A 25,621-nucleotide genomic window follows, 5' to 3' on the forward strand; every position below is an offset into this window, starting at 1 on the left:
CACCTGCGTCCCTCAGGACGTCACCACGGGCAGGGGGCGCCGCGCCGTGGACCCGGTGATCGTCGTCGGAGCGGGGCCCGTCGGGCTCACGCTCGCCCTGGCCCTGGCGCGTCAGGAGGTGCCCTGCGTGGTCCTCGACGAGGGGCCGGGCAAGGACGAACCCCGTGCGTCGCGCACCGTGGTACTGCGCGAGGACACCACCGCCCTCATCGAACGGCTGACCGGCGTCCCCATGGACCGGGTCGGCGCCCACTGGGCCGGATGGCGGTCGGTGCGGCGCAAGCAGGTGATGCGCGAGGTCTTTTTCGACGGCACCGAGCCCGTCCCGCTGCACATCGCCCAGCACGTGCTGACCGACGTCCTGCGCGCGGCCCTCGCGGGCGAACCGCTCGTCAAGATCGCCGTGGAGAGCCGGCTCGACGGCATGGAGCAGGAGTCCTCGGGCGTCACGGCCCACACCCGCGGGCCCAAGGGCACATGGTGGCGCGGCAGTTACCTGGTCGGCTGCGACGGCCCCCGCTCGACCGTGCGCAAGCTGCAGGACATCCGCTTCCCCGGCCGTACGGCGGTGGAACGTCACGCCGTCGCCGCACTGCGGACGGAACTGCCCTGGTACAACGAGGCGTTGCTGCACCGCCTGCCGCCGTGGCGCATGTCGGGTCCCTCGGCCGGCGAGGTCACCGCGCGCCCCCTGCCGGACGGCGTCTGGCGTCTGGACTGGCTCCTGCCGCCCGGAAAGGACCTGGTCACACCGGAGCTGCTGCTGACCCGCGTCCGGGAGACCCTGGCGGGTTGGTCGGGCGGCACGACCCCGCCCTACGAGCTCCTGGACACCGGTGTGCACACCGTCCACCACCGGCTGGCCCGCCGCTGGCGCGCCGACCGCGTCTTCCTCGCCGGGGACGCGGCGCACCTCCACGGCTCGCTGGGCACGCACGGGCTGGACGAGGGCCTGCGGGACGCCGACAACCTCGCCTGGAAACTGGCCCTGGCCTGGCATCACGGGCCGCACGAGGCGCTCCTCGACAGCTACCAGACCGAACGCCGGGCGATCGTGGCGGCCCGGCTCCGCGCGGCCGACCAGGCCCTGCCCCTGCTGCGTGGCGGCGGAGGCCTGCGCTCCTACGTCCCCGGCTCGGCCCGGGGCCACGACTCGCTCCTCACGGACGGCCACCTGGGGCACGGCCAGCTGGGCGCGCCGGGGGCGTACGCCGACTCGCCGCTCGCTCCCCCACCCCTCGAAGGAGAGGTCCCGGTCCGGACATCGCCCGGCTCGTCGGTCATCGACGTACGGGTCACCGCGGAGGACGGCACCTTCGTCCGGCTGCGGGACCGGCTCGGCCGCGGCGCGCTGCTCGTCGTGCTGATCGCCCCCGGCACGGGCGTGTGGGAGCGCAGGCACTGGGTGAGCGCCGGCATCATGCCCCAGCTCGCGGCCGCGGTCATGGCGCTGCCGCACCACGCCGAGCTGCTGGTCGCCGAGAGCTATCCCGGCGCTGCCGCGCACACGGTGCTCCTGGTACGCCCCGACGGCCATCTCGTGACCGCGCTGGGCGGGGTGCGCCCGGCCGATCTGTACACGGCGACCGAGGCCGCGCTGGGCGGTCCGGCCAAGGCGCAGGCACAGGCCGGTGCCTCGGCCGGTTCGCGCTGATCTCGGGTACCGGAGGAGGACGGGGACGGGACGTGCTCTCTGTCACAGTGCGTCCGCATGGTGACAGTGAGTTGACCGGCTCGGACGGCCGTGGTGTACTCCGGTGCGTGACTGACACCTGTGTGCGCCTGTGGCGGAGGGTCCATATGGACCTCCTCCGCTATGCGGGCTGCGTGTGTCGCCCGTCCTGCTGACTTCGCATCCTTCTTTCCTCCGCGCGCGCCGCGCTCTTCATGCCGGCCGACGCGCCTCCCGTGCGAACCCCGCATCAGGACCTCCAGGACGGCACCCGTGTCTGTATCCCCCTCCGCATCCCCTTCCCCTGTCTCCACGTCCGTCTCCTCCGCCTCCTCCGGGCCCACCCAGGCCGACCTCTTCGACTTCGTCCGGCGTACGGCCGCCGACACCGAGCTGATCGACTCCCTGCCGCTCGACCCGGAAGGCCGCACCTGGGTGCGGCTGGAGGGGCCCGGCGGCAGCGAGGCCTGGCTGATCGGCTGGCCGCCCGGTTCGGGCACCGGCTGGCACGACCACGCCGAATCCGTCGGCGCCTTTCTGACCGCGTCGGGAGAGCTCAAGGAGAACTCGCTCGCCGTGCGACTGCCCAGCGACGGCTGGAAGACCCTGGAACTCTCCGACGGTGTGGACCGGGAACGCCGCCTGTCGTCCGGCCAGGGCCGCGCCTTCGGCCGGCACCACGTCCACGAGGTGCTCAACGAGTCCCCCGAGCAGCACGCGATCTCCGTCCACGCCTACTACCCGCCCCTGCCGCAGATCCGCCGCTACAGCCGCAGCGGGCCGATCCTCCGGCTCGAGCAGGTCGAGCGGCCGGAGGACTGGCAGTGAGCGCCGGAACGCACCAGCCGGTGAGCAGCGGCAGCGGCGATGCCCAACCCCCCGTCGGCATCGACGAGTTGCTGGAGCGCGTCCGCGCGGGCTACGAGCGGATCGAGCCGCAGCAGGCGTACGAGGCCGCCGAGGCCGGTGACGCGCTGCTGGTGGACATCCGCTACGCGGCGCTGCGCGAGCGCGACGGCCTCATCCCCGGCGCGCTCGTCGTCGAGCGCAACGAACTGGAGTGGCGTCTCGACCCGCAGGGCAGCCACCGAGCCGCCGAGGCCACGAGCCACTCCCTGCGTGTCGTCGTGATCTGCAACGAGGGCTACGCCTCCAGCCTGGCGGCTCAGTCCCTGCACCAGCTGGGCCTGCACCGGGCCACCGACCTGGTCGGCGGGTTCCAGGCGTGGAAGGCGTCGGGGCTTCCGGTCGTGTGATGACGCCGGAGCATCCGAACGGCCCGTCCCGGAAGCGCGGATCTCAGAACGGCTCGTCGCGGAAGCGCAGGTCTCAGAACTGCTCCTCCCCGAGAAAGTCCGTGTCCTCGCCCTCCTCCTCCAGCGCCTGCCGGACCACGCGCAGGGCCATGCCCTCGGAGTAGCCCTTGCGGGCGAGCATGCCCGCAAGGCGGCGGAGTCGCTTGTCGCGGTCGAGCCCACGGGTGGAGCGGAGCTTGCGCGCGACGAGCTCACGCGCGGTCTCCTCCTCCTGTTCGGGCTCGAGCTGGGAGACGGCCTCGTCGATCAGCGTGGAGTCGACGCCCTTGGTCCGCAGCTCCCGGGCGAGCGCACGCCGCGCCAGCCCCCGGCCGCGGTGGCGGGACTCCACCCAGGCGTCCGCGAAGGCGCTGTCGTTGATGAGGCCGACCTCTTCGAACCTCGACAGCACCTCCTCGGCGGCATCGTCCGGGATCTGCCGCTTGCGCAGGGCGTCGGCGAGTTGCCTGCGGGTCCGCGGGGTCCCGGTGAGCAGGCGCAGGCAGATCGCCCGAGCCTGCTCGACCGGGTCCCCTGGAGGCTCTCCCTGCTCGGCCCTCGACGAGGAGGGGGAGCCTCCGTCTTCGGTAATCACCTCACCGAAGCCCTGCCGGCGACGTCCACGCCCACGCCGCGCCCCGCCGTCACGCGAGCCGTCCCTGCGTGAGCCGCCTCCGCGTGAGCCCGTACCGCCCGTGCCGGGTGAGTCGCTGCCCTGGGAGCCGCCCCCGTGCGGCCCCTCGTCCTCCCCGAACGGCCCGTCGGTCCCGTACGCGCCGTCACCGTCCACGGCCGAGCCCGCGTCGTCTCCGGTGCCCCTCCCCCGTGGGGCACCGGAGGCGGCGTACTCGTACTCCGCCCAGTCGGTTCGTCGTGTCACGGGTCAGCTCTTGGCTGCGGCGGCCTTGGACTTGGCGGTCTTGACCGCTGCCGGGGCGGGCACCGCGGGCGCGGCGTCGGCCGGAGCGGCGGAGACCGCGGCGTCCGTGCCCGGCTCGGCGGCCGGCTCCTCGGGACGCACGCCGACGCCCAGCTTCTCCTTGATCTTCTTCTCGATCTCGTTGGCCAGGTCGGGGTTGTCCTTCAGGAAGTTGCGCGCGTTCTCCTTGCCCTGGCCGAGCTGGTCGCCCTCGTACGTGTACCAGGCGCCTGCCTTGCGGACGAAGCCGTGCTCCACGCCCATGTCGATCAGGCCGCCCTCGCGGCTGATGCCCTGGCCGTAGAGGATGTCGAACTCGGCCTGCTTGAAGGGCGGCGCGACCTTGTTCTTGACGACCTTGCAGCGGGTGCGGTTGCCGACCGCGTCCGTGCCGTCCTTCAGGGTCTCGATGCGGCGGATGTCGATGCGCACCGAGGCGTAGAACTTCAGCGCCCGGCCACCGGTCGTGGTCTCCGGGGAGCCGAACATCACGCCGATCTTCTCGCGGAGCTGGTTGATGAAGATCGCGGTGGTCTTGGACTGGTTGAGCGCGCTGGTGATCTTCCGCAGGGCCTGGCTCATCAGGCGGGCCTGCAGACCCACGTGGCTGTCGCCCATCTCGCCCTCGATCTCCGCGCGCGGGACGAGCGCGGCGACGGAGTCGATGACGATGAGGTCGAGGGCGCCGGAGCGGACCAGCATGTCCACGATCTCCAGGGCCTGCTCGCCGTTGTCCGGCTGGGACAGGATCAGGTTGTCGATGTCGACGCCGAGCTTCTGCGCGTACTCGGGGTCGAGGGCGTGCTCCGCGTCGACGAAGGCGACCTGGCCGCCGGACTTCTGCGCGTTCGCCACCGCGTGCAGGGTCAGGGTCGTCTTACCCGAGGACTCCGGGCCGTAGATCTCCACGACACGGCCACGCGGCAGGCCGCCCACGCCGAGGGCCACGTCGAGGGCGGTCGACCCGGTCGAGATGACCTCGATGGGCTCCTTCGTCCGGTCACCCATGCGCATGACCGCGCCCTTGCCGAATTGCCGTTCAATCTGTGCGAGTGCGGCATCCAGGGCCTTCTCGCGGTCGGTTCCTGCCATGGGTTCCACCCGATTTGCTTGAGTCGATCGCTTCACGTCAAAGACGCTAACGCCTGCCACTGACAATGCGCCCCGACGCACGTCCGGCCTGTGGATAACTCGGGCACTTCCCTACCCAAAGTACGTCGAAATGCTCGCCGTTGAACCGTGCCGGAGACTCCATAAGAATGGATGTTCGATTTTGGTGTCAAGCGCACCACGCGGCACACCCGGGACCGAGCCGGCCCGACGGCGGGATCAGACGGAGCCCTGCCCGGGCCCTCCGCCCTCCGGCCCCTCCGGCCGTTCCGCCTCCGGCCGTTCCGCCCCCGGCCGCCGTGCCCACAGCTGCCTCGTGCGCGCTATCAGGCCCGGCCCTGCGCCCCGCCAGCGATGGCCGTGCACGCGCGGGTCGTCCGTGACGTCGTAGCGCTTCACGTACGCCCCCAGGAAGGCCTGGAGGGTGGCGATGGCGGGGATGGCGATCAGCGCGCCGACGGCGCCGAGGAGCGCGGTGCCCGCGATGACCGAGCCGAAGGCGACCGCGGGGTGGATGTCGACGGTCTTCGAGGTCAGCTTGGGCTGCAGCACGTAGTTCTCGAACTGCTGGTAGACCACGACGAAGATCAGCACCCACAGCGCGTACCAGGGGTCCACCGTGAACGCGATCAGCATGGGCAGGGCGCCCGCGAGATACGTGCCGATGGTGGGGATGAACTGCGACACCAGGCCCACCCACACCGCGAGCACGGGCGCGTAGGGCACGCCCAGTATCTGCAGCAGGACGAAGTGCGCCGCGCCGGAGATCAGCGCCATCAGGCCGCGTGAGTAGATGTAGCCGCCGGTCTTGTTCACGGCGATCTCCCAGGCGCGCAACACCTCGGCCTGGCGGGCGGGCGGCAGGACGGAGCAGAGCGCGCGGCGCAGTCGCGGGCCGTCCGCGGCGAAGTAGAACGAGAACAGCCCGATCGTCAGCAGCTGGAAGAGGCCCCCGAGAACCTGGGCGGACACGTCCAGGACGCCCGTGGCGCTGTTCTGCACGTAGTTGCGCAGCCAGTCGGAGCGGAGCACACCCTCCTGGATGTCCACGCGCTTCAGGTCGGTCTTGAAGTGGGTGTTGATCCAGTGGATGACGGAGTCGAGGTACGCCGGGAAGCCCTCGATCATCTTGATGATCTGGTCCGCGAGGATGGAACCGAGCAGCGTGACGAAACCCGCCGACACGATCACCACGCCGATGAAGACGACGAACGCGGCCAGTCCTCTGCGCATGCCGCGCGAGGCCATCCAGCCCACCGCCGGCTCGATGGCGAGCGCCAGGAAGAACGCGATGAGGATGTTGACCAGCAGGCCGGTGACCTGGTGAAAGGCCCAGCTGCCCAGCTGGAACGCAGCGACGAGGGCGAGCGCCAGCACCATGGCGCGCGGCAGCCAGCGCGGCATGCGGCCGTTCGGCCCGGTGGTTCCGCCGGAGGCGGGGGGCCCGGGCGGCGGCGTCGTACCGAAGGGGGAGGACTGCTGGGCTTCCTGCCCGGTCTCGTCAGTGGGTGCCACGAACCAAGTCTCACCCACGCCACCGACAGCCGTCTGCCCGCCTGCGATCTTCGTGACCCGTCAGCGATCCGCGCGGCCGCCCGACCGTCCTCCGCGACCGGTCGACGCCCTCGGCGCCGGGTCGGTCAGCGCCTCTCCCGAGGCACGTCCATCACCGAGCAGACCACCTGCCAGACTTCCTTCGCGTCCCAGCCGGCGTCCAGCGCCCCGTGCACGGTGCGCCCGCCGAGCTCCGTCATCACGTGATCGCGCGCGAAGGTGTCGGCGTAACCCGGACCGAAGTGTTCCGCCATTCGCTGCCAGAAGACCGTCAACCGCATGACTCCAGTATCCCGCCCCTGGGGGTGGGCCTGAGCCAGGACCGCCTGCCGGCGCCGCTTTGCGCCCTACGGTCTGACCCATGGCCGAAACAGGAGCTTCCACACTCCCCCCGACGCCCGCGCCGCACAGCCCTGTCACGCGCGCGGAGCGCTTCGTCTGGCTCACCGCACGCGTGCTGGAGCAGCGCCTCTTCGCCCACCACTTCCGTGGCGCCGCCGCCGACCCGGTGGAGACGGCGCTGGACGCCTACCGCAACGAGGACGGCGGGTACGGCCACGCGCTGGAGCCCGATCTGCGCGGCCCGGTCAGCCGGCCGCTGCACATCGCCCACGCCCTGCGCGTCCTGGACGCCGTGGCGCGCTGCGCCGGCCAGCGCGTGGAACGCATGTGCCGCTATCTGACGTCCGTCTCCACGGCGGACGGCGCACTTCCGGCGATCCCTCCCGGCCGGCGCGAGGATCCGACGGCTCCCTTCGTGCCGGTCGCGGCCGACCCGCCCGGCGACCTCCTGGCCACCGGGCAGGTGGTGGGGCTGCTGCACCGCAACGAGGTGTGGCACGCCTGGCTGTTCCGGGCCACGGACTTCTGCTGGCAGGCGGTCGAGTCGCTGGAGAAGTCGCATCCGTACGAGATCGAGGCCGCCCTGACCTTCCTGGACTCCGCCCCCGACCGCCCGCGCGCGGAGGCGGCCGCCGACCGCCTGGGCCGCCTGGTACGCGCACACGGCCTCGTGGCCCTGGACCCCGACGCCCCGGACGGGTCTCCGACCTCTCCCGGCTACGCCTCCGGCGAGCAGCACTTCCCCTACGACTACGCGAGGAGGCCGCGCTCCCTCGCGCGCGCGTGGTTCACGGACGACGAGATGACCCGCTCCCTGGACCACCTCGCGGCCCGGCAGCAGGAGGACGGCGGCTGGCCCGTCCGATGGCGCCACGGGGCCCCGGCCCCCGTCCTGGAGGCCCGCCCGGTCGTGACGATCGAGGCCCTGCGCACCCTCAGTGCCCACGGCCGCACCATCGACTGATCACCACGCCCCTATGGCCCGCACCCCCGCGGTCACCACCACGGCCGCCGCGACGACGAGCAGGAACGGGGCGCGCAGCAGCAGGGCCACAGCCGCCGCTCCGAGCCCGGCGGCCCGCGCGTCCAGCACCAGCGCCTGCCCGTCGGCGAAGGTCTGCTGGGCCGTGAGGGCCGCGAGCAGCGCGACGGGCAGCAGCGCGGCGAGACGCTTGACGACGGGCCGCTCCAGGGCTCCGGCCGGCACCAGCAGCCCGGCCAGCTTGACGGCGTAGCACCCGAGGACGGTCACACCGATGGCGATCCAGACGTTCACGCCTCGTCCTCCCCGGAAGCGGGCGCACCCCTGCGCCGGCCGTCCGCCCAGAGGACGACCGGCGCCGCCAGCGCGGCCAGCAGCACCGGCACCCCGGCAGGCAGTACGGGCAGCAGCCCGAGCCCCAGCAGCACGGCCAGCCCGGCGACGGCGCGCTCGGTGCCGGTCTTCAGCATCGGCGCGAGCAGGGCCAGGAAGACCGCGGGCCCCGCGGCGTCCAGCCCCCACGCGTCGGTGTCTCCGATGGCCTCGGCGCCCAGGGCGCCGAGCAGCGTGGTCAGGTTCCACAGGACGTACAGGGTCAGCCCGGTCACGAAGAACCCGATCCGCGCACCGCGCCGGGTGGGCTGAGCCAGCGCGACGGCGGCCGTCTCGTCGATCACCCACTGGGCGGCGAACGGCCGCACCGCGCGCGGGAGGGCCAGCAGCTGCGACAGCCGCAGGCCGTAGAAGGCGTTCCGCACGCCCAGGAAGAAGGCGCCGGCAGCCGCCGTGAACGGACTGCCTCCCGCCGCGAGCGCGCCCACCAGGGCGAACTGGGACGCCCCGGTGAACACCAGAAGACTGAGCGCGCATGTCTGCATCAGCGTGAGTCCGCCGCCGGCCGACGTCACTCCGAAGGCGAACCCGGACAGCCCGACGGCCACCCCGACGCCCAGTGCGTCCCGTACGACGGCCCGGTCCTCTTTCGCACCGGTCCCTGTATCTCTGAGAGCTGTCCGATCCACCACGCCCCGCACGCTACGAGCAGCCGCTACCGCGGGTCTTGTACGTTCTTGCGCTCGCGCTGATACGCCCCCGGCGGCACCCCGACCATCCGGCTGAAGTGCCGGTTGAGATGCGGCTGGTCGGTGAACCCCACGGCCACGGCGACCTCCGAGGGCGCCGTCCCGAGGTCCAGCAGCCGCCGCGCCCGCCGGACTCGCGCGTCCGTGAGCCACGCGTGCGGGGGCATCCCGTAGGCATCCCGAAACGCCCGCAGCAGAGCGAACGGACTGGTCCCGAGATCGGCCGCCAGCTGCTCCAGGGTCGGCGGCCGCGCCATCCGTTCCTCCAGCACTCCACGCGCGCGTGCCGCGATCCGGGTCCCGGCCGTCCGCACCTCACGCCGTGGCATGGGCCCGCCGTTCAGCCGCAGCAACCTGGTCACGGCGACCCGCAGCAGCGTGTCCGCGGCCAGGGCGTTGCCCTCGTCGGCGGCCCGCAGCACCTGGTGCACCAGACCGACGGCGTACGGATCGTCCACCACGGGGCTGACGAAACCCGGCGTTCCCCGCAGTGCCGTCGTCTCGGCCGCGATCTCCGCCACCACGTCGGCCGAGGGATAGACGGCCCCGTACCGCCACCCCTCGGGCACACCGGCCCGCCCGGTGTGCGGAGTATCGGGATTCACCAGCGCGAGAGCCCCTGCCCCGGCGTACTGGTCACCCCCACCGTGGTGGAACACCTCCACCCCGTCGGCGATGGCGGCGATCACGAAGTTCTCGTGCGTATGCCGGACGAACGTCTTCCGCACGTACCGGGCCCGCAGCAGATCCACCCCGGGCAGCTCGTCGTACTGCCAGTGCCGCGCGCGCTCCGTCATAAGGCCATTGTCCGCCGCCCCGCCCGCGGCTCCCGGGCCCCCGTCCCGGCACCCGCAACGCCGAGGCCCCAGGTCAGACCGCCGCAGGGCCCCGTTGTCAGTGCCGAGGTGCACGATGGACGCATGCCCAGCAATGCGCACCGAGCCCTGGACGGCTTCTCCCCCGCGACCCGCGCCTGGTTCACGGGTGCCTTCCCCACGCCCACCACCGCCCAGGCCGGCGCGTGGCAGGCCATCCACGAGGGCTCGGACGTGCTGGTCGTCGCCCCCACCGGTTCCGGCAAGACCCTGGCCGCCTTCCTGGCCGCCCTGGACCAGCTCGCCTCGGCCCCTCCCCCCGCCGATCCCAAGAAGCGCTGCCGGGTCCTGTACGTCTCGCCCCTCAAGGCCCTGGCCGTGGACGTCGAGCGCAATCTCCGCAGCCCCCTGACCGGCATCCGCCAGGAATCCGTGCGGATGGGCCTGCCCGAGCCCGAGGTCAAGGTGGGCATCCGCTCGGGCGACACCCCGCCCGCCGAGCGCCGCTCCCTGGCCACCCGCCCGCCGGACATCCTGATCACGACCCCCGAGTCGCTGTTCCTGATGCTGACCTCGGCCACGCGCGACGCGCTGACCGGCATCGAGACGGTGATCCTCGACGAGGTGCACGCGGTCGCCGGCACCAAGCGCGGCGCGCACCTGGCGCTCTCCCTGGAGCGGCTGGACGACCTCCTGCCGAAGCCGGCCCGCCGCATCGGCCTCTCCGCGACGGTCCGCCCGGTCGACGAGGTGGCCCGCTTCCTCTCGCCGCAGCGCAAGGTGGAGATCGTCCAGCCGGAGTCGGGCAAGGAGTTCGACCTGTCCGTGGTCGTCCCGGTCGAGGACCTGGGCGAGCTGGGCGGCTCCCCGGTGGCGGACGGTTCGGAGGGCGCCGAGCGTCCGTCGATCTGGCCGCATGTCGAGGAGCGGATCGCCGACCTCGTCCAGTCCCACCGCTCCACGATCGTCTTCGCGAACTCCCGCCGCCTCGCGGAGCGCCTGTGCAACCGCCTGAACGAGATCGCGTACGAGCGGGCCACGGGCGAGCCTCTCGACGAGCACCACTCCCCCGCCGAGCTGATGGGCGGCTCGGGGGCCGCCCAGGGCGCACCGCAGGTCATCGCCCGCGCCCACCACGGCTCGGTCTCCAAGGAACAGCGCGCTCTGGTCGAGGAGGACCTCAAGGCGGGCCGGCTGCCCGCGGTGGTCGCCACGTCCAGCCTGGAGCTGGGCATCGACATGGGCGCGGTGGACCTGGTCGTCCAGGTCGAGTCCCCGCCCTCGGTCGCCTCCGGCCTCCAGCGCGTGGGCCGCGCGGGCCACCAGGTGGGCGCGGTCTCCACCGGCGTCGTCTTCCCCAAGTACCGAGGCGACCTGGTCCAGGCGGCGGTGGTCACCGAGCGCATGCGCACCGGCGCCATCGAGTCCCTCAGGGTCCCCGCCAACCCCCTGGACGTCCTGGCCCAGCAGGTCGTCGCCATGACGGCCCTGGACACCTGGCAGTTCGACGACCTGCTGGCAGCCGTCCGCCGGGCCGCCCCCTTCGCCTCACTGCCCGAGTCCGCCTTCACGGCGGTGCTCGACATGCTCGCGGGCCGCTATCCGTCCGACGCCTTCGCCGAGCTGCGCCCGCGCGTGGTGTGGGACCGCGTCACCGGCGAGATCACCGGCCGCCCCGGCGCCCAGCGCCTCGCCGTCACCTCCGGCGGCACGATCCCCGACCGCGGCCTCTTCGGTGTCTTCCTCGCGGGCGCCGATCCCAAGAAGGGCGGCGGCCGGGTCGGCGAGCTCGACGAGGAGATGGTCTACGAGTCCCGGGTCGGCGACGTCTTCACGCTCGGCACGAGTTCCTGGCGCATCGAGGACATCACCCGCGACCGCGTCCTGGTCTCCCCCGCCCCGGGCGTACCGGGCCGGCTGCCCTTCTGGAAGGGCGACCAGCTGGGCCGCCCGCTCGAACTGGGCCGGGCGCTGGGCACGTTCCTGCGCGAGGTCGGTTCCCTGCCCAAGGACGACGCCCGCCTCCGCCTCGTCGCCGCGGGCCTGGACGCCTGGGCGGCGGACAACGTGCTCTCGTACCTGGAGGAGCAGCGCGAGGCCTGCGGCCATGTCCCGGACGACCGGACGATCGTCGTGGAGCGCTTCCGCGACGAGCTCGGCGACTGGCGGGTGGTCGTGCACTCCCCCTTCGGCGCCCAGGTGCACGCCCCATGGGCACTCGCGCTCGGCGCCAAGCTCTCCGAGCGGTACGGCATGGACGCGCAGGTCATGCACGCCGACGACGGCATCGTGCTGCGCCTGCCGGACGCCGACCTGATGAGCCTGGACCTGCTGGACCAAGAGCCGGTCAAGATGGGCCGGGAGTACGACGCCGATCAAGCCCCCGTGGGCGCCGCCGACGTGGTCTTCGACAAGGGCGAGGTCGACCAGGTCGTCACCGACCAGGTGGGCAGCTCGGCCCTGTTCGCGTCCCGCTTCCGCGAGTGCGCGGCCCGCGCGCTGCTCCTGCCGCGCCGCAACCCCGGCAAGCGCACACCCCTGTGGCAGCAGCGGCAGCGCGCCTCCCAGCTGCTGCAGGTGGCGAGCGAGTTCGGCTCGTTCCCGATCGTCCTGGAGGCGGTCCGCGAGTGCCTCCAGGACGTCTTCGACGTTCCCGGACTCGTCGAACTGATGAGCGACCTGGAGTCCCGCAAGGTGCACCTCGTCGAGGTCACCACCGCCGAACCTTCGCCCTTCGCGCGTTCCCTCCTCTTCGGCTACGTGGCCCAGTTCCTGTACGAGGGCGACTCCCCGCTCGCCGAGCGCCGCGCCGCCGCCCTGTCGCTGGACTCGCGGCTGCTGGCCGAGCTGCTGGGCCAGGCGGAGCTGCGCGAGCTGCTCGACGCGGAGGTGCTGACCGAACTGGAGCGCGAGCTGCAGTGGCTCACCGAGGACCGCCGCGTCAAGGACGCCGAAGGAGTCGCTGACCTCCTCCGCCTCCTCGGCCCGCTCACGGACGCGGAACTGGCCGAGCGGGGCGCCGAACCCCAGTGGGCTCAGGAGCTGGCCGGTGCCCGCCGTGCCATCCGGGTCCGGATCGCGGGCGGAGACCACTGGGCGGCGATCGAGGACGCGGGCCGGCTGCGCGACGCGCTGGGGACGGCCCTGCCGGTCGGTGTCCCGGAAGCGTTCACGGAGCCCGTCAAGGACCCGCTCGGCGACCTCCTCGCACGCTATGCCCGCACCCACGGCCCGTTCACCTCGACCACGGCGGCGGCCCGTTTCGGCCTGGGTGTGGCCGTCACCGAGGGCGCCCTCCAGCGGCTCGCCGCTGCGGGCCGGATCGTCCAGGGCGAGTTCCACCCGGCCGGGATCGGCCAGGAGTGGTGCGAGGCGGCCGTGCTGCGCCGGCTGCGCCGCCGCTCCCTGGCCGCCCTGCGGCACGAGCTGGAGCCGGTGGCGCCCGCCGCGCTCGCCCAGTTCCTCCCGCAGTGGCAGCACATCGGCAAGAGCCACTCCCTGCGCGGCATCGACGGGCTGGTGCGCGCCATCGAGCAGGTGCAGGGCGCGTCCGTGCCGGCCTCCGCCCTGGAGAAGCTCGTCCTGCCCTCCCGGGTCGCGAACTACAGCCCGGGGATGCTGGACGAGCTCACCGCCGCGGGCGAAGTGGTGTGGGCCGGGGCCGGCTCGCTCCCCGGCAAGGACGGCTGGGTCTCCCTCTACCTGGCGGACGCGGCCCCCCTGCTCCTGCCGCCCCCGCACCCCTTGGAGCTGACCGCCCTCCACCAGTCCGTCCTGGACACCCTCTCCGGCGGCTACGGCCTGTTCTTCCGCCAGATCGCCGACCAGGTCCGCGCCACCACACACCCCGACGCCACCGATCCCCAGCTGGCCGACGTGCTCTGGGACCTGGCCTGGTCCGGCCGCCTGACGAACGACACGCTCACCCCCATGCGCTCCCTGCTCGGCTCGGGCCGTACGGCCGGCTCCACGGCCCACCGCGCCAAGCGCGCGGTCCCGCGCGGCCGGTACGGCTCCCTGACGGCCGCGGCCCGTCCCGCCGTGTCCCGCTCCGGTCCGCCGACCGTCGCCGGCCGCTGGTCCCTGCTCCCGTCCCACGAGCCGGACCCCACGGTGCGCGCCCACGCCCTCGCCCGCACCCTGCTCGACCGGCACGGCGTGGTGACCAGGGGCGCGGTCTCGGCGGAGGGCGTCGAGGGCGGGTTCTCGGCGACGTACCGCGTCCTGTCCGTCTTCGAGGAGAGCGGCCAGGCCCGCCGCGGCTATGTGGTGGAGGGGCTCGGCGCGGCTCAGTTCGCGATGGACGGTGCCGTGGACCGCCTGCGCGCGGTGTCCAACGCCCGCGACCGGGGCGAGGACCTGCCCGGCCCTCCTCCGGGCCCCGACCTCGATCCGTTCCCGGCCCATGACTTCGCCGAGCCGGACGACGCGCCCGGCTCCAACGGCCACACCGACACCCCCGGCTCCGACGGCTTCCCCGACTTCGGCCCCGCCTACGACGCCACGGCACCCCGGCCGTCCCCGGGCGACTACGTCTCGCCTCGCGACTACCCCCCGCAGGCCGCCCCGCCCTGGCAGAACGGCGGACGCGCGGCGTACGACACAGGGTTCCCGGGCCGCCGTACCCGCCCGGACCCCGTGTCCAGGGCCGTCGTCCTCGCCGCCGCCGATCCGGCGAACGCGTACGGCGCCGCCCTGCCCTGGCCCGAGCCCCCGACCGGCGCCGGGCACAAGCCGGGCCGCAAGGCGGGCTCCCTGGTGGTGCTCGTCGAGGGCGAGCTGACGCTCTACATGGAGCGCGGCGGCAAGACCCTGCTCGCCTGGGCCGCCGACCCGGACGGCGCCCCCACCGACGACCCCCGCCTGCGCACCGCGGCGGAGGCACTCGCCGCAGCCGCCCGCGCGGGCTCCCTCGGCACGGTCACCGTGGAGCGGGTCAACGGCACCCAGGCCCTGACCTCCCCCATCGGCACCCTCCTGGAAGGAGCGGGCTTCATCGCGACCCCCCGCGGACTCCGCCTCCGCGCCTGACCCCACCGCTCCCACACTCCCGGCGCACCCGCGAACGCCCCGTGCCACCCTTGACCCATGCCCGAAGGCGACACGGTCTGGCAGACCGCGAAGCGGCTGCACGGCGCCCTCGCGGGCAAGGTGCTGACCCGCAGCGACCTGCGGGTGCCCCGGTTCGCCACGGCCGACCTCACGGGCCGTGCGGTCCTCGACGTCACCCCACGCGGCAAGCACCTCCTGACCCGTGTGGAGGGCGGCCTGACGCTCCACTCCCATCTGCGGATGGACGGCGCCTGGAAGGTCTACGCGAACGGCCGGCGCTGGAGCGGCGGCCCCGGCCACCAGATCCGCGCGATCCTCGCGAACGCCGACAGCACGGCCGTCGGCTACCGCCTCCCCGTCCTGGAACTGCTGCGCACCACCGACGAGCACCGCGCGGTGGGCCACCTCGGCCCGGACCTCCTGGGCCCGGACTGGGACCCCGACCGCGCCCTCGCCAACCTCTTCCAGGACCCCACTCGCCCCCTCGGCGAGGCCCTGCTCGACCAGCGCAACCTCGCCGGCATCGGCAATGTCTACAAGAGCGAGCTCTGCTTCCTGCTCGGCGTCACCCCTTGGCTCCCCGTGGGCGATCTGCCCCCGGAACGCGCCGCGAAGCTGCCCGCGCTGGCCAAGAGACTGCTGGAGACCAACCGCGACCGCCCGGTCCGCAGCACGACGGGCCGCCGCGGCCAGGACCTCTTCGTCTACGGCCGGGCTCCCCGCCCCTGCCTGCGCTGCCGCACCTCCGTCCGGGTCGCCGACCAGGGCGACGGCTCCCGCGAACGCCCCACCTACTGGTGCCCCACCTGCCAGCCGGGCCCCGCCCCGGCCCGGTCCAGACGCATCCGGCCCGACCCAGACAATTGACGACCCGTCAGTTCCGCTCGTACGGTCCCTACATGTCCGTCACGGCGTACGACCTCACCGGACGCACCGTGTTTGTCACCGGGGCCGCGAGCGGTATCGGCCGCGCCTCGGCCCTCCTGCTCGCCGAGGCGGGCGCGACCGTGCACTGCGCGGACCGCGACACCGAGGGCCTGCACGAGACGGCGACCCTGATCAAGGACACCGGCGGCACCGCCCACCCGCACCCCCTCGACGTCACCGACCGCTCCCAGTTGAGGCAGGCCATCACCTCCTGCGAACGTCTGGACGCCCTGGCCGCGATCGCCGGCATCATGCACAGCAGCCCCGTGCTGGAGACCCGGGACGAGGACCTCGACCGGGTGCTCGCCGTGAACTTCAAGGGAGTGCTGTACGCCTGCCAGGAGGCGGCCCGACTGATGATCGCCACCGGCACCCGGGGCAGCATCGTCACCATGGCCTCGGGCGCCGTCGACACCGGCGGCCCCGGGCTGCTCTGCTACGGCGCGGCGAAGGCGGCGGTGGTCCAGCTGACGAAGACCCTCGCGACGGAGGTCGGCCGGCACGGCATCCGCGTCAACGCGGTCGCCCCCGGCTGGATCCGTACGCCGATGACCGACCGCCACGACAGCGAGGCCCAGACGCGCACGGAGTCCGTCATGGCCCGCATGTCACCCCTGGGCCGGGTGGGCGAGCCCGAGGACATCGCGCACGCGGTCCTGCACCTGGCATCCGACGCCTCGGCCTTCACCACAGGCCAGATCCTCCGCCCGAACGGGGGCGTGGCGATGCCGTGGTAGCGCGAGCCCCGCTTTCACCCCATGCGAGTCCCGCGATCCCCCCGCATCCCCCATGCCCTGCGCCACCGCCCCGAACCGACCACCCCGCTCGCCCGCCCCTTCGGCACACAGTGCACCGGCAGCACGCTCAGCCCCCACCCCCCGGCCGCGACCGCCGCCTCCAGCGCCCCGGCCCCGGGCACGACCGCCAGCCGGAGCACGGCCCACCACCACAGCACCCCCAGCCCGAGCACGGCCCCGCGGACCCCCCAGCCCCAGTCCCCCCAGCGCCCTATCCCCGCCATGGCCGCCACCTCCAGCCCGACGCTATTCGGTCGCTCGGACCCGCCGGCAGGGCGCACCCACGGCACACAGGCGCACCGCGCACCCCTCGAAGCCGGGCGGCATCGCGCCCGGCCGGCTCGTCACCGGGTTCCGTCACCTCACCCGTTCTCGGCCTGGAACATCCAGTGATGCTTCTCCAGGTCGGCGGTGATCCCGATGAAGATGTCCTGGCTCACCGGGTCCGGCTCGCCGGTCGTCTCGACCCGCTCCCGCATGCGCGCGATCACCGCGCCCAGCGCCTCGACGAGCGTCCTCACGGCGGTCGTGTCATCGACCCACCCTTCCGGGGTCACGCCGATTCCGCTGCCGACGGCCACCGTCGCGGCACGCCCGTCAGGGGAGACACCGAGCGCCGCGGCACGCTCCGCCACGGTGTCGGAGTACTTCCGCGCGGTGTCGACGACCTCGTCGAGCTGGAGATGCACGGAGCGGAAGCGTGGTCCCACCACATTCCAGTGGATCTGCTTCGCCACGAGGGCGAGATCCACCAGGTCCACCAGGGCGCCTTGCAGCGCCTCCGACACGGTCTTCAGGCTCGCATCGGACAACGGGCTCTTCACGACGTACATCCGCACCTCCGTGGACTGCCCCCCGCCATCCCCTCAACGATGACCGCCGCACGCCACACCGGCAAACGCACACGAAACGGACACCAGCGCCGGACTGGCCGCGCGCAAGCGAAAACCCCGGACGGGCACCCCTCCGGATCTCCCGGAGAGGCCCGGCCGGGGCCTCAGCACTTCTCAACGCCTGGTCGGCGCCGTTCGTCTCATGCCGCGTACGCGAGAAGGCTCACGCGGCGACGACGTCCACCGCCTCGGCGGGCGCCTTGATGGTCACCCGTTCCGGTGGCACACCGGTCACCGAAACGGAACCCAGCATCGGACGAACCGGCGTGGGTACAGGCTCGCTGGGGGTGGCCGCAGCAGACTGGGCCAGCTCGGCGAGGGCGAGCTCGTCGCTCACTTCCCGCATGAGCTCGGACATCCGTACGTCCAGCGCGTCGCAGATGGCGGAGAGCAGCTCGGAGGAAGCCTCCTTCTGCCCCCGCTCCACCTCGGAGAGATAGCCGAGTGAGACTCGGGCGGACGAGGAGACTTCGCGCAGAGTACGGCCCTGGCGCTGGCGCTGCCGACGCAGCACGTCACCCAGCAGGCGACGGAGCAGAATCATCGGTGGCTCCCTCCTCGGACCGCGTAGCCGCATCCATTACGCCCCACCGTACCGCCTTGCGCCGCGGCCGTGCGGGGAGCGATGTCGTGTTCACTCAGGGCTGCAAACATCAAAACCCCCCGTTCCGTTCCGTATCCTGTGCCCGCTCATTCCCAGTCTGTTCGCCCGCACGCCCCTCCAGGAGCAGTGCGAGTACGCTCCGTACACTCTCTCTACGAATTTCCTCGCGGTCGCCGTTCAACCGCAGAGCCTCCACTTTTCCGCCGCAGGCAGAACCGGAATCGAGCCCGGAGGGCCCGTTCCCGGCGACGAAGGCCGTCCCGACGGCCTGTTCGCCCTGCGGCTCGGGACCCGCGATACCGGTGGTCAGGCCGGTAGGACAGGCGGTCACGGAGCCCCGGAAGCCCTGGGACGCAATGGGAGCCGATGTGACCTCCGCCGCGACGCGGCCACCGGTCGGCGACTCCGCGACGGCGAGCGTCCCGCTCTTCACCGTGAGTGATCGCACCACGTCAGTGGCCGTGGAACTCACGCTTCCTTCTCCTCCAACGCGGCCTTGCGCTCGGCGATTCCCTGCCTGCGCAGCACAATGGCCTGTTTCACATAGTCGAGCCCGGTCACCACGGTCAGCACGACCGCGGCGGCCATCACCCACCACCTCAGGGTGGCCAGCCACCCCGTCAGCGCCAGCACGTACATGCCCACGGCCACGCCCTGGGTGAGGGTCTTGAGCTTGCCTCCGCGGCTGGCCGGGATGACGCCGTACCGGATGACGATGAAACGCAGCAGGGTGACCCCGAGTTCCCGCCCGAGGATGACGCTGGTCACCCACCACGGCAGATCCCCGAGCGCGGACAGACAGATCAGCGCCGCCCCCATGATCGCTTTGTCGGCGATGGGGTCGGCGATCTTCCCGAAGTCCGTGACCAGGTTGTACGTGCGTGCCAGATGACCGTCGAAGATGTCCGTGATCATGGCGATGGCGAAGGCCGCCCAGGCGAGGGCCCGCCATGCCGGGTCGTATCCGCCGTCCGCGAGCATCAGCGCCACGAAGGCCGGGACGAGGACCAGCCGGAGCATGGTCAGGAGGTTGGCGACGTTCCAGACACTGGCCTGGTTGACGGCCGCCGCCGTCAGCTTCCCGCCCCGCGCGCCCTTCTCCTCGCCCTGGGCGTCGACGCCGGCACCGTCCGAGCCCTCACCGACGACGGCCCCGCCGCCAGCCGCACCGTGTCCCGTACCGGACGTCCCGCCCTCGGCCGACCGCGCGGCCGTACGGCCGAGCGCCGACCCGGGCACCTTCCCCGAGGCCGCGCCGGACGCGGCCCTCCTCGCGCCGGAGGCGCCTCCCGCCGCGGCTGCCGGGACACCGGTCATCTGCCCGCCTCCTCACTCCACGCAGGCGACGCGAACGAGCCCTGCAGGGGCTCGGCCACCAGGTCGACACCCTCCGTACCGACCACCTTCGCCTCGACCATACGACCGCTGCGGAGCCCCGCGCCGCTCGTGAGCTGCACCTGGCCGTCCGTCTCGGGCGCCTGGTGCGTGGCGCGGCCGTACACGCCCTCCTCGTCGACGGACTCGACGAGCACGTGCACCGTCTGTCCGACGCGCTCCTCGGCGCGCTGCGAGACGAGTTCCTCGGCCAGCCGCGAGACCCGGGCCAGCCGCTCGGCGACCACGTCCTCGTCGAGCTTGTTCTCGTAGGTCGCCGCCTCGGTGCCCTCCTCGTCGGAGTAGCCGAAGACGCCGATGGCGTCCAGCCGCGCGCCGTTGAGGAACCGCTCCAGTTCGGCGAGGTCGGCCTCGCTCTCGCCGGGGAAGCCGACGATGAAGTTGGAGCGCACACCTGCCTCGGGCGCCTTGCTCCGGATGGTGTCGAGCAGCTCCAGGAAGCGGTCGGTGTCGCCGAAGCGGCGCATCGCGCGCAGCACACCGGGTGCGGAGTGCTGGAAGGAGAGGTCGAAGTAGGGCGCGACCTTCGGGGTGGACGTCAGGACGTCGATCAGGCCGGGCCGCATCTCCGCGGGCTGCAGGTAGCTCACCCGGACCCGCTCGATGCCGTCGACCTCGGCCAGCTCGGGCAGCAGCGACTCCAGCAGGCGGATGTCGCCCAGGTCCTTGCCGTAGGAGGTGTTGTTCTCGGAGACCAGCATGATCTCCTTCACGCCCTGCTCGGCCAGCCAGCGCGTCTCGTTCAGCACGTCGCTCGGGCGGCGGGAGATGAAGGAGCCGCGGAAGGAGGGGATGGCGCAGAAGGAGCAGCGCCGGTCGCAGCCGGAGGCGAGCTTCACGGAGGCCACCGGGGCGCCGTCCAGACGGCGGCGCAGGGGCGCGCGGGGACCGGAGGCCGGAGCGAGGCCTTCCGGAAGGTCGGCCGGGGCGTGCCCGGGCAGCGCGACCTCGGCTGCGGACTCCTGCCGCTCCGCCGGGCTGATCGGCAGCAGCTTGCGCCGGTCGCGCGGGGTGTGCGAGGCGTGGATGCCGCCGTTGAGGATGGTCTGGAGCCGGTCCGAGATGTCCGTGTAGTCGTCGAACCCGAGCACGCCGTCGGCCTCGGGGAGCGCCGAGGCGAGTTCCTTGCCGTACCGCTCGGCCATGCAGCCCACCGCCACCACGGCCTGGGTTCTGCCGTGCCCCTTGAGGTCGTTGGCCTCCAGGAGGGCGTCGACGGAGTCCTTCTTGGCGGCCTCGACGAAGCCACAGGTGTTCACGACGGCGACGTCCGCGTCCTCGGCGGCTTCCACGAGCTGCCAGCCGTCCGCCTCCAAACGGCCTGCGAGCTCCTCGGAGTCCACCTCGTTACGGGCGCAGCCAAGGGTGACCAGTGCGACGGTACGGCGTTCAGGCATGGGCTCAAGAGTACTTCGTCCCACTGACACCCCACGTCGACGGGGTTGGCCGATCCCGGCCAACCCCGTACGTCGGACACCCCTCGGGCGCGGTCACCCGGCCTCGGGGTCGCCCTTCGTGTACGTGAGACGTTCCACGGAGCCGGGCTGGAAGTCGTCCTCGATCTTCTTGCCGTTGACGAAGAGGTCGATCGCGCCGGCGTCCCCGAGGACGAGGTGCACCTTCGAGCTGTCCTGGAAGGTCTTGGAATCGCCCTGCTTGAGGACACCGTCGAAGATCATCCGGCCGTTGTGGTCCTTGGCGGCGATCCAGCTGCGGCCGTCGGCGGCGGCCACCCGGACCGTCACCTTGTCCTGGGGCGCGGCCGCGATGGCGCTGTCGGAGGGTTCGGGCTTGGGTTCGGCGGGCTTCTTGGACTTGGTGGTCGGGGAGACGGACGCACCGGGCGTGGAGCCCTCGGCCACATTGGCCTCGTCGGCGCCGTCGTCGCCGCCCTGGAACATGGTGAACCCGACGAAGCCGATCACGACGACGATCGCGGCGACCATGGCCGCGGTCCAGTTGGGCCCCCGCCGCTCCGGACGGATGCGTTCCGCCTCGAACAGGGGAGCTGCCGGGGTCGGTGCCGGACGTCCGCCGTGCGCGTCGCCGTACTGGGCGAGCAGCGGCGCCGGGTCGAGGTGGACGGCCTTGGCCAGGGTCCTGATGTGCCCGCGGGCGTAGACGTCCCCGCCGCAGGCGGTGAAGTCGTCCGCCTCGATGGCGTGCACGATGTTCATACGGACCCGGGTGGCGCTGCTGATGTCGTCGACGGTCAGTCCGGCGGCGATACGCGCCTGCTGCAGGACACGGCCGATGGAGGGGCGGGCTTCCTCGCGGTCGTCTTCGACGCGCTCGTTTTCGAACGGACGCTCGTCTTCAGGGGAGTTGCCGATGGACACGGGGGCGCCTTTCGAGCGTGTAGCCGCCTGTGCAGGAAGTTCAGTCTAGGGGGGGTATGAAAGGGTGGGGCAACCGGGCGGTGTCAGTTTGTACGCCATCGGAATGGCCCGACATTCCGATGGTGGGGTCGGTGCTTTTCGCCTCCCTCAACTTGACGTACGCCGGAGGGAAACGGTTGCTCAATGATCCCTAACGGGTGAGTCACGATCCGGACACCCGATCGGCGGACCCGCCCCGCGAGGCGACCACCGCTTCCCTACCCTTCAGACTCCCCCCGGATCAGCGCGAGCACGCCATCCAGCTCATCAGGCTTCACAAGAACGTCACGAGCCTTCGAACCCTCGCTCGGTCCGACGATGTTCCGGGACTCCATGAGGTCCATCAGCCGACCGGCCTTGGCGAAGCCGACGCGCAGTTTGCGCTGGAGCATGGACGTCGACCCGAACTGCGTGGAGACGACCAGTTCGGCGGCCTGGCACAGCAGGTCGAGGTCGTCGCCGATGTCCTCGTCGATCTCCTTCTTCTGCTTGGTGCCCACGGTGACGTCGTCCCGGAAGACGGGCGCCATCTGGTCCTTGCAGTGCTGGACGACGCCCGCGATCTCCTCCTCGGTGACGAAGGCGCCCTGCATACGGGTGGGCTTGTTGGCCCCCATCGGCAGGAACAGTCCGTCGCCCTTGCCGATGAGCTTCTCGGCGCCCGGCTGGTCGAGGATGACCCGTGAGTCGGCCAGCGACGAGGTGGCGAAGGCCAGCCGGGAGGGCACGTTGGCCTTGATCAGGCCGGTGACGACGTCGACCGACGGCCGCTGCGTGGCGAGCACCAGGTGGATGCCGGCCGCGCGCGCGAGCTGGGTGATGCGCACGATCGCGTCCTCGACGTCCCGCGGCGCGACCATCATCAGGTCGGCGAGCTCGTCCACGATGACCAGCAGATACGGGTACGGCTGCAGCTCCCGCTCGCTGCCCTCGGGGGGCTTGACCTTGCCCGCGCGCACGGCCCGGTTGAAGTCGTCGATGTGCCGGTATCCGTAGGCCGCCAGGTCGTCGTAGCGCAGGTCCATCTCGCGTACGACCCACTGGAGCGCCTCGGCGGCCCGCTTGGGGTTGGTGATGATCGGCGTGATCAGGTGCGGGATGCCCTCGTATGCGGTCAGCTCGACCCGCTTGGGGTCGACGAGGATCATCCGGACGTCCTCGGGGGTCGCCCGCATCATGACCGAGGTGATCAGGCAGTTGATGCAGGAGGACTTGCCGGAGCCGGTGGCGCCGGCGACCAGCATGTGCGGCATCTTCGCCAGCGAGTGCATGACGAAGCCGCCCTCGACGTCCTTGCCGAAGGCGACCAGCATCGGGTCGTCGTCCTCCGCGGACTCCGCCAGACGCAGGACGTCACCGAGGTTGACCATCTCCCGGTCGGTGTTCGGGATCTCGATGCCGACCGCGGACTTGCCGGGGATCGGGCTGATGATCCGCACGTCCGGGGAGGCGACGGCGTAGGCGATGTTCTTGGTCAGCGCGGTGATCCGCTCGACCTTCACGGCGGGGCCCAGCTCCACCTCGTAGCGCGTGACCGTCGGCCCGCGGGTGAAGCCGGTGACGCTCGCGTCCACCTTGAACTCGGTGAAGACGGTGGTCAGCGACTCGACGATGGCGTCGTTGGCGGCGCTGCGGGCCTTGCCCGGGCCGCCGCGCTCCAGCAGGTCGAGCGACGGCAGGGAGTACGTGATGTCGCCGGAGAGCTGCAGTTGCTCCGCGCGCGGGGGCAGGTCGCGGGGCTCGGAGGGCGGGGCCTTCGTGAGGTCGCGGACGCCCGCCTTCGGCTTCTCCCGCTCGGGCTCGTCATGCTTGAGAAGCTTGTCCTGCTTGGGCTTGGCCTTGTCCTGCTGGGGGCGGGCGGCCGGGACGGGCGTCGGCGTGGTCGCCTCGCGGTCCCCCACCCGCACGCCCTGGGTGAGGTCGGCGACGATCGGCGAGGGCGGCATCCCGTGCATGACGGCACCGTCGAGCGCGGCGGCGGCCGCGGCGGCGACATCCACGGCGTCCATGGGCCGGTCCATGTCGGGCTGCGGCACGGCGGACCGCCGGGGACGGCCGCGGCGCCGGGAAAGGGCCTCCTGCTCGGCGCTGTCGGGGTCGTACTCCGCGGGCGCCGGCGTGCGCCTGCCGCGCGGCCGGGCGGGCAGCGCCTCCCGCCACTGCTCGTCGTAGCGCTCGTCGTCCTCGCCGAACTCGTCCTCGGCCGGGTCGCGGACGATCCCGAGCCGCACCCCGAGCAGCCGCAGCCGCTGCGGAATGGCGTTGACGGGAGTAGCCGTGACGACGAGCAGCCCGAAGACCGTCAGCAGCACGAGCAGCGGTACGGCGAGCACATGGCCCATGGCGTACGACAGCGGCGTCGCCATGGCCCAGCCGATGAGCCCGCCGGCGTCCCTTATGGCCTGCATGCCGGCGCCGCGCGCGGGCGAGCCGCAGGCGATGTGGATCTGGCCGAGCACGCCGATGACGAGCGCGGACAGGCCGATGACGATGCGTCCGTTGGCCTCGGGCTTCTCCGGGTGACGGATGAACCGCACGGCGATGACGGCGAGCAGTATCGGCACGAGCAGGTCGAGCCGGCCGAAGGCTCCGGTCACCAGGATCTCGACCAGATCGCCCACGGGGCCCTTCAGATCGGCCCAGGTGCCCGCGGCGACGATCAGCGCGATGCCGAGCAGCAGCAGCGCCACACCGTCCTTGCGGTGCGCCGGGTCGAGGTTCTTGGCGCCCTGCCCTATGCCGCGGAACACGGCACCGACGGCATGCGCGACACCGAGCCACACCGCGCGCACGAGCCGGTAGATGCCTCCGGTCGGGCTGGGTGCCGGTTTGGGCGCGGGCTTCTTCGCCGCGGCCTTCTTGGCGGGCGCCTTCTTCGCGGGAGCCTTTTTGGCAGCGGCCTTCTTCGCCGGAGCCTTCGCTGAAGCGGCCGCCTTCTTCGCGGGCGGCTTCTTGGCTGCGGAGGAACGTGAGGCCATGGGTGTGAGGTTACCGGTGGAGACGACAGGGGACACGTGTGCCTACGGCTTCACCCGTTCGTGTCGCTCCGGGAGAGGCGCGAAACTGACGCGTATTCATGGACGGGCAACCACGCCCGCCCGCACGTCAGTTCTGCGAGGGCACCGAAGACGTGCTCCCGGTGCCCGGCTCCAGCGCGTCCAGCGCCCGCCGCAAACCCGTGAGCTTGCGCTCCAGATGAGCCGCCGTGGCCACCGCGGCCGCGTCCGTCGACTCGTCGTTCAGCTGCTTGGTCAGCGCCTCGGCCTGCTCCTCGACGGCCGCGAGCCGTGCGGAGAGCTCCGCGAGCAGCCCGGCCGACTCCTTGGCCTCGCCGCCCGCGCTCTTGTCGCCGCCCTCCAACTGGAGCCGCAGCAGCGACGCCTGCTCACGCAGCTGGCAGTTCTTCATGTAGAGCTCGACGAAGACGGAGACCTTCGCGCGCAGCACCCACGGATCGAACGGCTTGGAGATGTAGTCGACCGCGCCCGCCGCGTACCCCCGGAAGGTGTGGTGCGGGCCGTGGTTGATCGCCGTGAGGAAGATGATCGGGATGTCCCGGGTCCGCTCACGCCGCTTGATGTGCGCCGCCGTCTCGAAGCCGTCCATGCCCGGCATCTGGACGTCCAGCAGAATGACCGCGAAGTCGTCCGTGAGCAGCGCTTTGAGTGCTTCCTCCCCGGACGATGCCCGCACCAGCGTCTGATCGAGCGCAGAGAGGATCGCCTCCAGCGCCAGCAGATTCTCCGGCCGGTCATCGACCAGGAGGATCTTGGCCTTCTGCACCATGGCCCGCCCTCCTCGCCC

At 72.2% G+C, this 25,621-nt stretch carries 24 protein-coding genes; 8 read left to right on the top strand and 16 right to left on the bottom strand.

What is annotated here, in order from left to right:
* The first annotated feature begins 46 nt into the window (after positions 1-46).
* From ACFT4A_RS21685 to ACFT4A_RS21700, 4 genes are all read left to right on the top strand, one after another.
* Positions 47-1,654: an FAD-dependent monooxygenase gene (locus ACFT4A_RS21685; protein WP_382832494.1), complete on the top strand. Its 1,608-nt coding sequence runs from the start codon at positions 47-49 to the stop codon at positions 1,652-1,654.
* Between the two features lie 122 nt (positions 1,655-1,776).
* Positions 1,777-1,848: a putative leader peptide gene (locus ACFT4A_RS21690; protein ID WP_310851512.1), complete on the top strand. Its 72-nt coding sequence runs from the start codon at positions 1,777-1,779 to the stop codon at positions 1,846-1,848.
* Positions 1,849-1,945: 97 nt separating this feature from the next.
* Positions 1,946-2,500 (top strand): cysteine dioxygenase, encoded by a 555-nt coding sequence (locus tag ACFT4A_RS21695; RefSeq protein WP_382832495.1) that lies wholly within the window; start codon positions 1,946-1,948, stop codon positions 2,498-2,500.
* Positions 2,497-2,928 carry a rhodanese-like domain-containing protein gene (locus ACFT4A_RS21700; RefSeq protein WP_382832496.1) on the top strand — a complete coding sequence of 144 codons (432 nt, stop codon included), beginning with the start codon at positions 2,497-2,499 and terminating at the stop codon, positions 2,926-2,928. Before ACFT4A_RS21695 ends, ACFT4A_RS21700 begins: the two co-directional genes overlap by 4 nt.
* A gap of 73 nt (positions 2,929-3,001) precedes the next feature.
* Here the strand turns inward: ACFT4A_RS21700 and recX are convergent, their stop codons facing one another.
* From recX to ACFT4A_RS21720, 4 genes are all read right to left on the bottom strand, one after another.
* The gene (recX, locus tag ACFT4A_RS21705; RefSeq protein WP_382832498.1) at positions 3,002-3,847 is read right to left on the bottom strand and encodes a recombination regulator RecX; all 846 of its coding nucleotides are present in this window, start codon (positions 3,845-3,847) and stop codon (positions 3,002-3,004) included.
* A 3-nt stretch (positions 3,848-3,850) separates the two neighbouring features.
* Positions 3,851-4,978: a recombinase RecA gene (gene recA, locus ACFT4A_RS21710; protein ID WP_382832500.1), complete on the bottom strand. Its 1,128-nt coding sequence runs from the start codon at positions 4,976-4,978 to the stop codon at positions 3,851-3,853.
* Between the two features lie 237 nt (positions 4,979-5,215).
* Positions 5,216-6,511 carry an AI-2E family transporter gene (locus ACFT4A_RS21715; RefSeq protein WP_382832501.1) on the bottom strand — a complete coding sequence of 432 codons (1,296 nt, stop codon included), beginning with the start codon at positions 6,509-6,511 and terminating at the stop codon, positions 5,216-5,218.
* Between the two features lie 125 nt (positions 6,512-6,636).
* Positions 6,637-6,831, bottom strand: a complete 195-nt coding sequence (locus ACFT4A_RS21720) for a DUF3046 domain-containing protein (RefSeq protein ID WP_382832503.1) — start codon at positions 6,829-6,831, stop codon at positions 6,637-6,639.
* Between the two features lie 80 nt (positions 6,832-6,911).
* Between ACFT4A_RS21720 and ACFT4A_RS21725 the strand changes: the two genes are divergently transcribed.
* A complete protein-coding gene (locus tag ACFT4A_RS21725) occupies positions 6,912-7,856 on the top strand; it encodes a hypothetical protein (protein ID WP_382832505.1) in 945 nt (314 codons plus the stop codon).
* Here the strand turns inward: ACFT4A_RS21725 and ACFT4A_RS21730 are convergent, their stop codons facing one another.
* The 3 genes from ACFT4A_RS21730 to ACFT4A_RS21740 are packed head-to-tail and all read right to left on the bottom strand — an operon-like array spanning position 7,857 to position 9,753.
* The gene (locus ACFT4A_RS21730; protein WP_382832507.1) at positions 7,857-8,168 is read right to left on the bottom strand and encodes an AzlD domain-containing protein; all 312 of its coding nucleotides are present in this window, start codon (positions 8,166-8,168) and stop codon (positions 7,857-7,859) included.
* The gene (locus tag ACFT4A_RS21735) at positions 8,165-8,899 is read right to left on the bottom strand and encodes an AzlC family ABC transporter permease (RefSeq protein ID WP_382832509.1); all 735 of its coding nucleotides are present in this window, start codon (positions 8,897-8,899) and stop codon (positions 8,165-8,167) included. Before ACFT4A_RS21735 ends, ACFT4A_RS21730 begins: the two co-directional genes overlap by 4 nt.
* 23 nt (positions 8,900-8,922) lie before the next feature.
* Positions 8,923-9,753, bottom strand: a complete 831-nt coding sequence (locus tag ACFT4A_RS21740) for an AraC family transcriptional regulator (protein ID WP_382832511.1) — start codon at positions 9,751-9,753, stop codon at positions 8,923-8,925.
* A gap of 123 nt (positions 9,754-9,876) precedes the next feature.
* Between ACFT4A_RS21740 and ACFT4A_RS21745 the strand changes: the two genes are divergently transcribed.
* Genes ACFT4A_RS21745 through ACFT4A_RS21755 form a run of 3 tightly spaced genes read left to right on the top strand, consistent with a single transcriptional unit; the run spans position 9,877 to position 16,487 of the window.
* Positions 9,877-14,802: an ATP-dependent helicase gene (locus ACFT4A_RS21745; RefSeq protein ID WP_382832512.1), complete on the top strand. Its 4,926-nt coding sequence runs from the start codon at positions 9,877-9,879 to the stop codon at positions 14,800-14,802.
* Between the two features lie 57 nt (positions 14,803-14,859).
* Positions 14,860-15,690 (top strand): Fpg/Nei family DNA glycosylase, encoded by an 831-nt coding sequence (locus tag ACFT4A_RS21750; protein WP_382832514.1) that lies wholly within the window; start codon positions 14,860-14,862, stop codon positions 15,688-15,690.
* A 32-nt stretch (positions 15,691-15,722) separates the two neighbouring features.
* Positions 15,723-16,487 (top strand): SDR family NAD(P)-dependent oxidoreductase, encoded by a 765-nt coding sequence (locus ACFT4A_RS21755; protein WP_382832516.1) that lies wholly within the window; start codon positions 15,723-15,725, stop codon positions 16,485-16,487.
* A gap of 14 nt (positions 16,488-16,501) precedes the next feature.
* Here the strand turns inward: ACFT4A_RS21755 and ACFT4A_RS21760 are convergent, their stop codons facing one another.
* The 9 genes from ACFT4A_RS21760 to ACFT4A_RS21800 all read right to left on the bottom strand — a co-directional run bounded on the left by ACFT4A_RS21760 (position 16,502) and on the right by ACFT4A_RS21800 (position 25,603).
* A complete protein-coding gene (locus ACFT4A_RS21760; protein ID WP_382832517.1) occupies positions 16,502-16,771 on the bottom strand; it encodes a hypothetical protein in 270 nt (89 codons plus the stop codon).
* A 138-nt stretch (positions 16,772-16,909) separates the two neighbouring features.
* Positions 16,910-17,380, bottom strand: coding sequence for a Dps family protein (locus ACFT4A_RS21765; RefSeq protein WP_382832519.1), 471 nt, complete (start codon positions 17,378-17,380; stop codon positions 16,910-16,912).
* 223 nt (positions 17,381-17,603) lie between these two features.
* The gene (locus ACFT4A_RS21770; RefSeq protein WP_003993396.1) at positions 17,604-17,984 is read right to left on the bottom strand and encodes a helix-turn-helix domain-containing protein; all 381 of its coding nucleotides are present in this window, start codon (positions 17,982-17,984) and stop codon (positions 17,604-17,606) included.
* Between the two features lie 109 nt (positions 17,985-18,093).
* Positions 18,094-18,516, bottom strand: coding sequence for a CinA family protein (locus tag ACFT4A_RS21775; RefSeq protein ID WP_382832521.1), 423 nt, complete (start codon positions 18,514-18,516; stop codon positions 18,094-18,096).
* Complete coding sequence (gene pgsA / locus ACFT4A_RS21780) at positions 18,513-19,361, bottom strand: CDP-diacylglycerol--glycerol-3-phosphate 3-phosphatidyltransferase (protein ID WP_382832522.1); 849 nt, start codon at positions 19,359-19,361, stop codon at positions 18,513-18,515. Before pgsA ends, ACFT4A_RS21775 begins: the two co-directional genes overlap by 4 nt.
* Entirely contained in the window at positions 19,358-20,836 is a 1,479-nt protein-coding gene (rimO, locus tag ACFT4A_RS21785; RefSeq protein ID WP_382832524.1) for a 30S ribosomal protein S12 methylthiotransferase RimO, read from the bottom strand. Before rimO ends, pgsA begins: the two co-directional genes overlap by 4 nt.
* A 93-nt stretch (positions 20,837-20,929) precedes the next feature.
* Entirely contained in the window at positions 20,930-21,778 is an 849-nt protein-coding gene (locus ACFT4A_RS21790) for a helix-turn-helix domain-containing protein (RefSeq protein ID WP_382832525.1), read from the bottom strand.
* 257 nt (positions 21,779-22,035) lie between these two features.
* Positions 22,036-24,795, bottom strand: a complete 2,760-nt coding sequence (locus tag ACFT4A_RS21795; RefSeq protein WP_382832526.1) for a DNA translocase FtsK — start codon at positions 24,793-24,795, stop codon at positions 22,036-22,038.
* 127 nt (positions 24,796-24,922) lie between these two features.
* Entirely contained in the window at positions 24,923-25,603 is a 681-nt protein-coding gene (locus ACFT4A_RS21800) for a two-component system response regulator (RefSeq protein ID WP_189721890.1), read from the bottom strand.
* Positions 25,604-25,621 lie beyond the last annotated feature (18 nt).

The organism is Streptomyces sp. NPDC057099 (assembly GCF_042671245.1).
Classification (GTDB): Bacteria; Actinomycetota; Actinomycetes; order Streptomycetales; family Streptomycetaceae; genus Streptomyces; species Streptomyces purpurascens.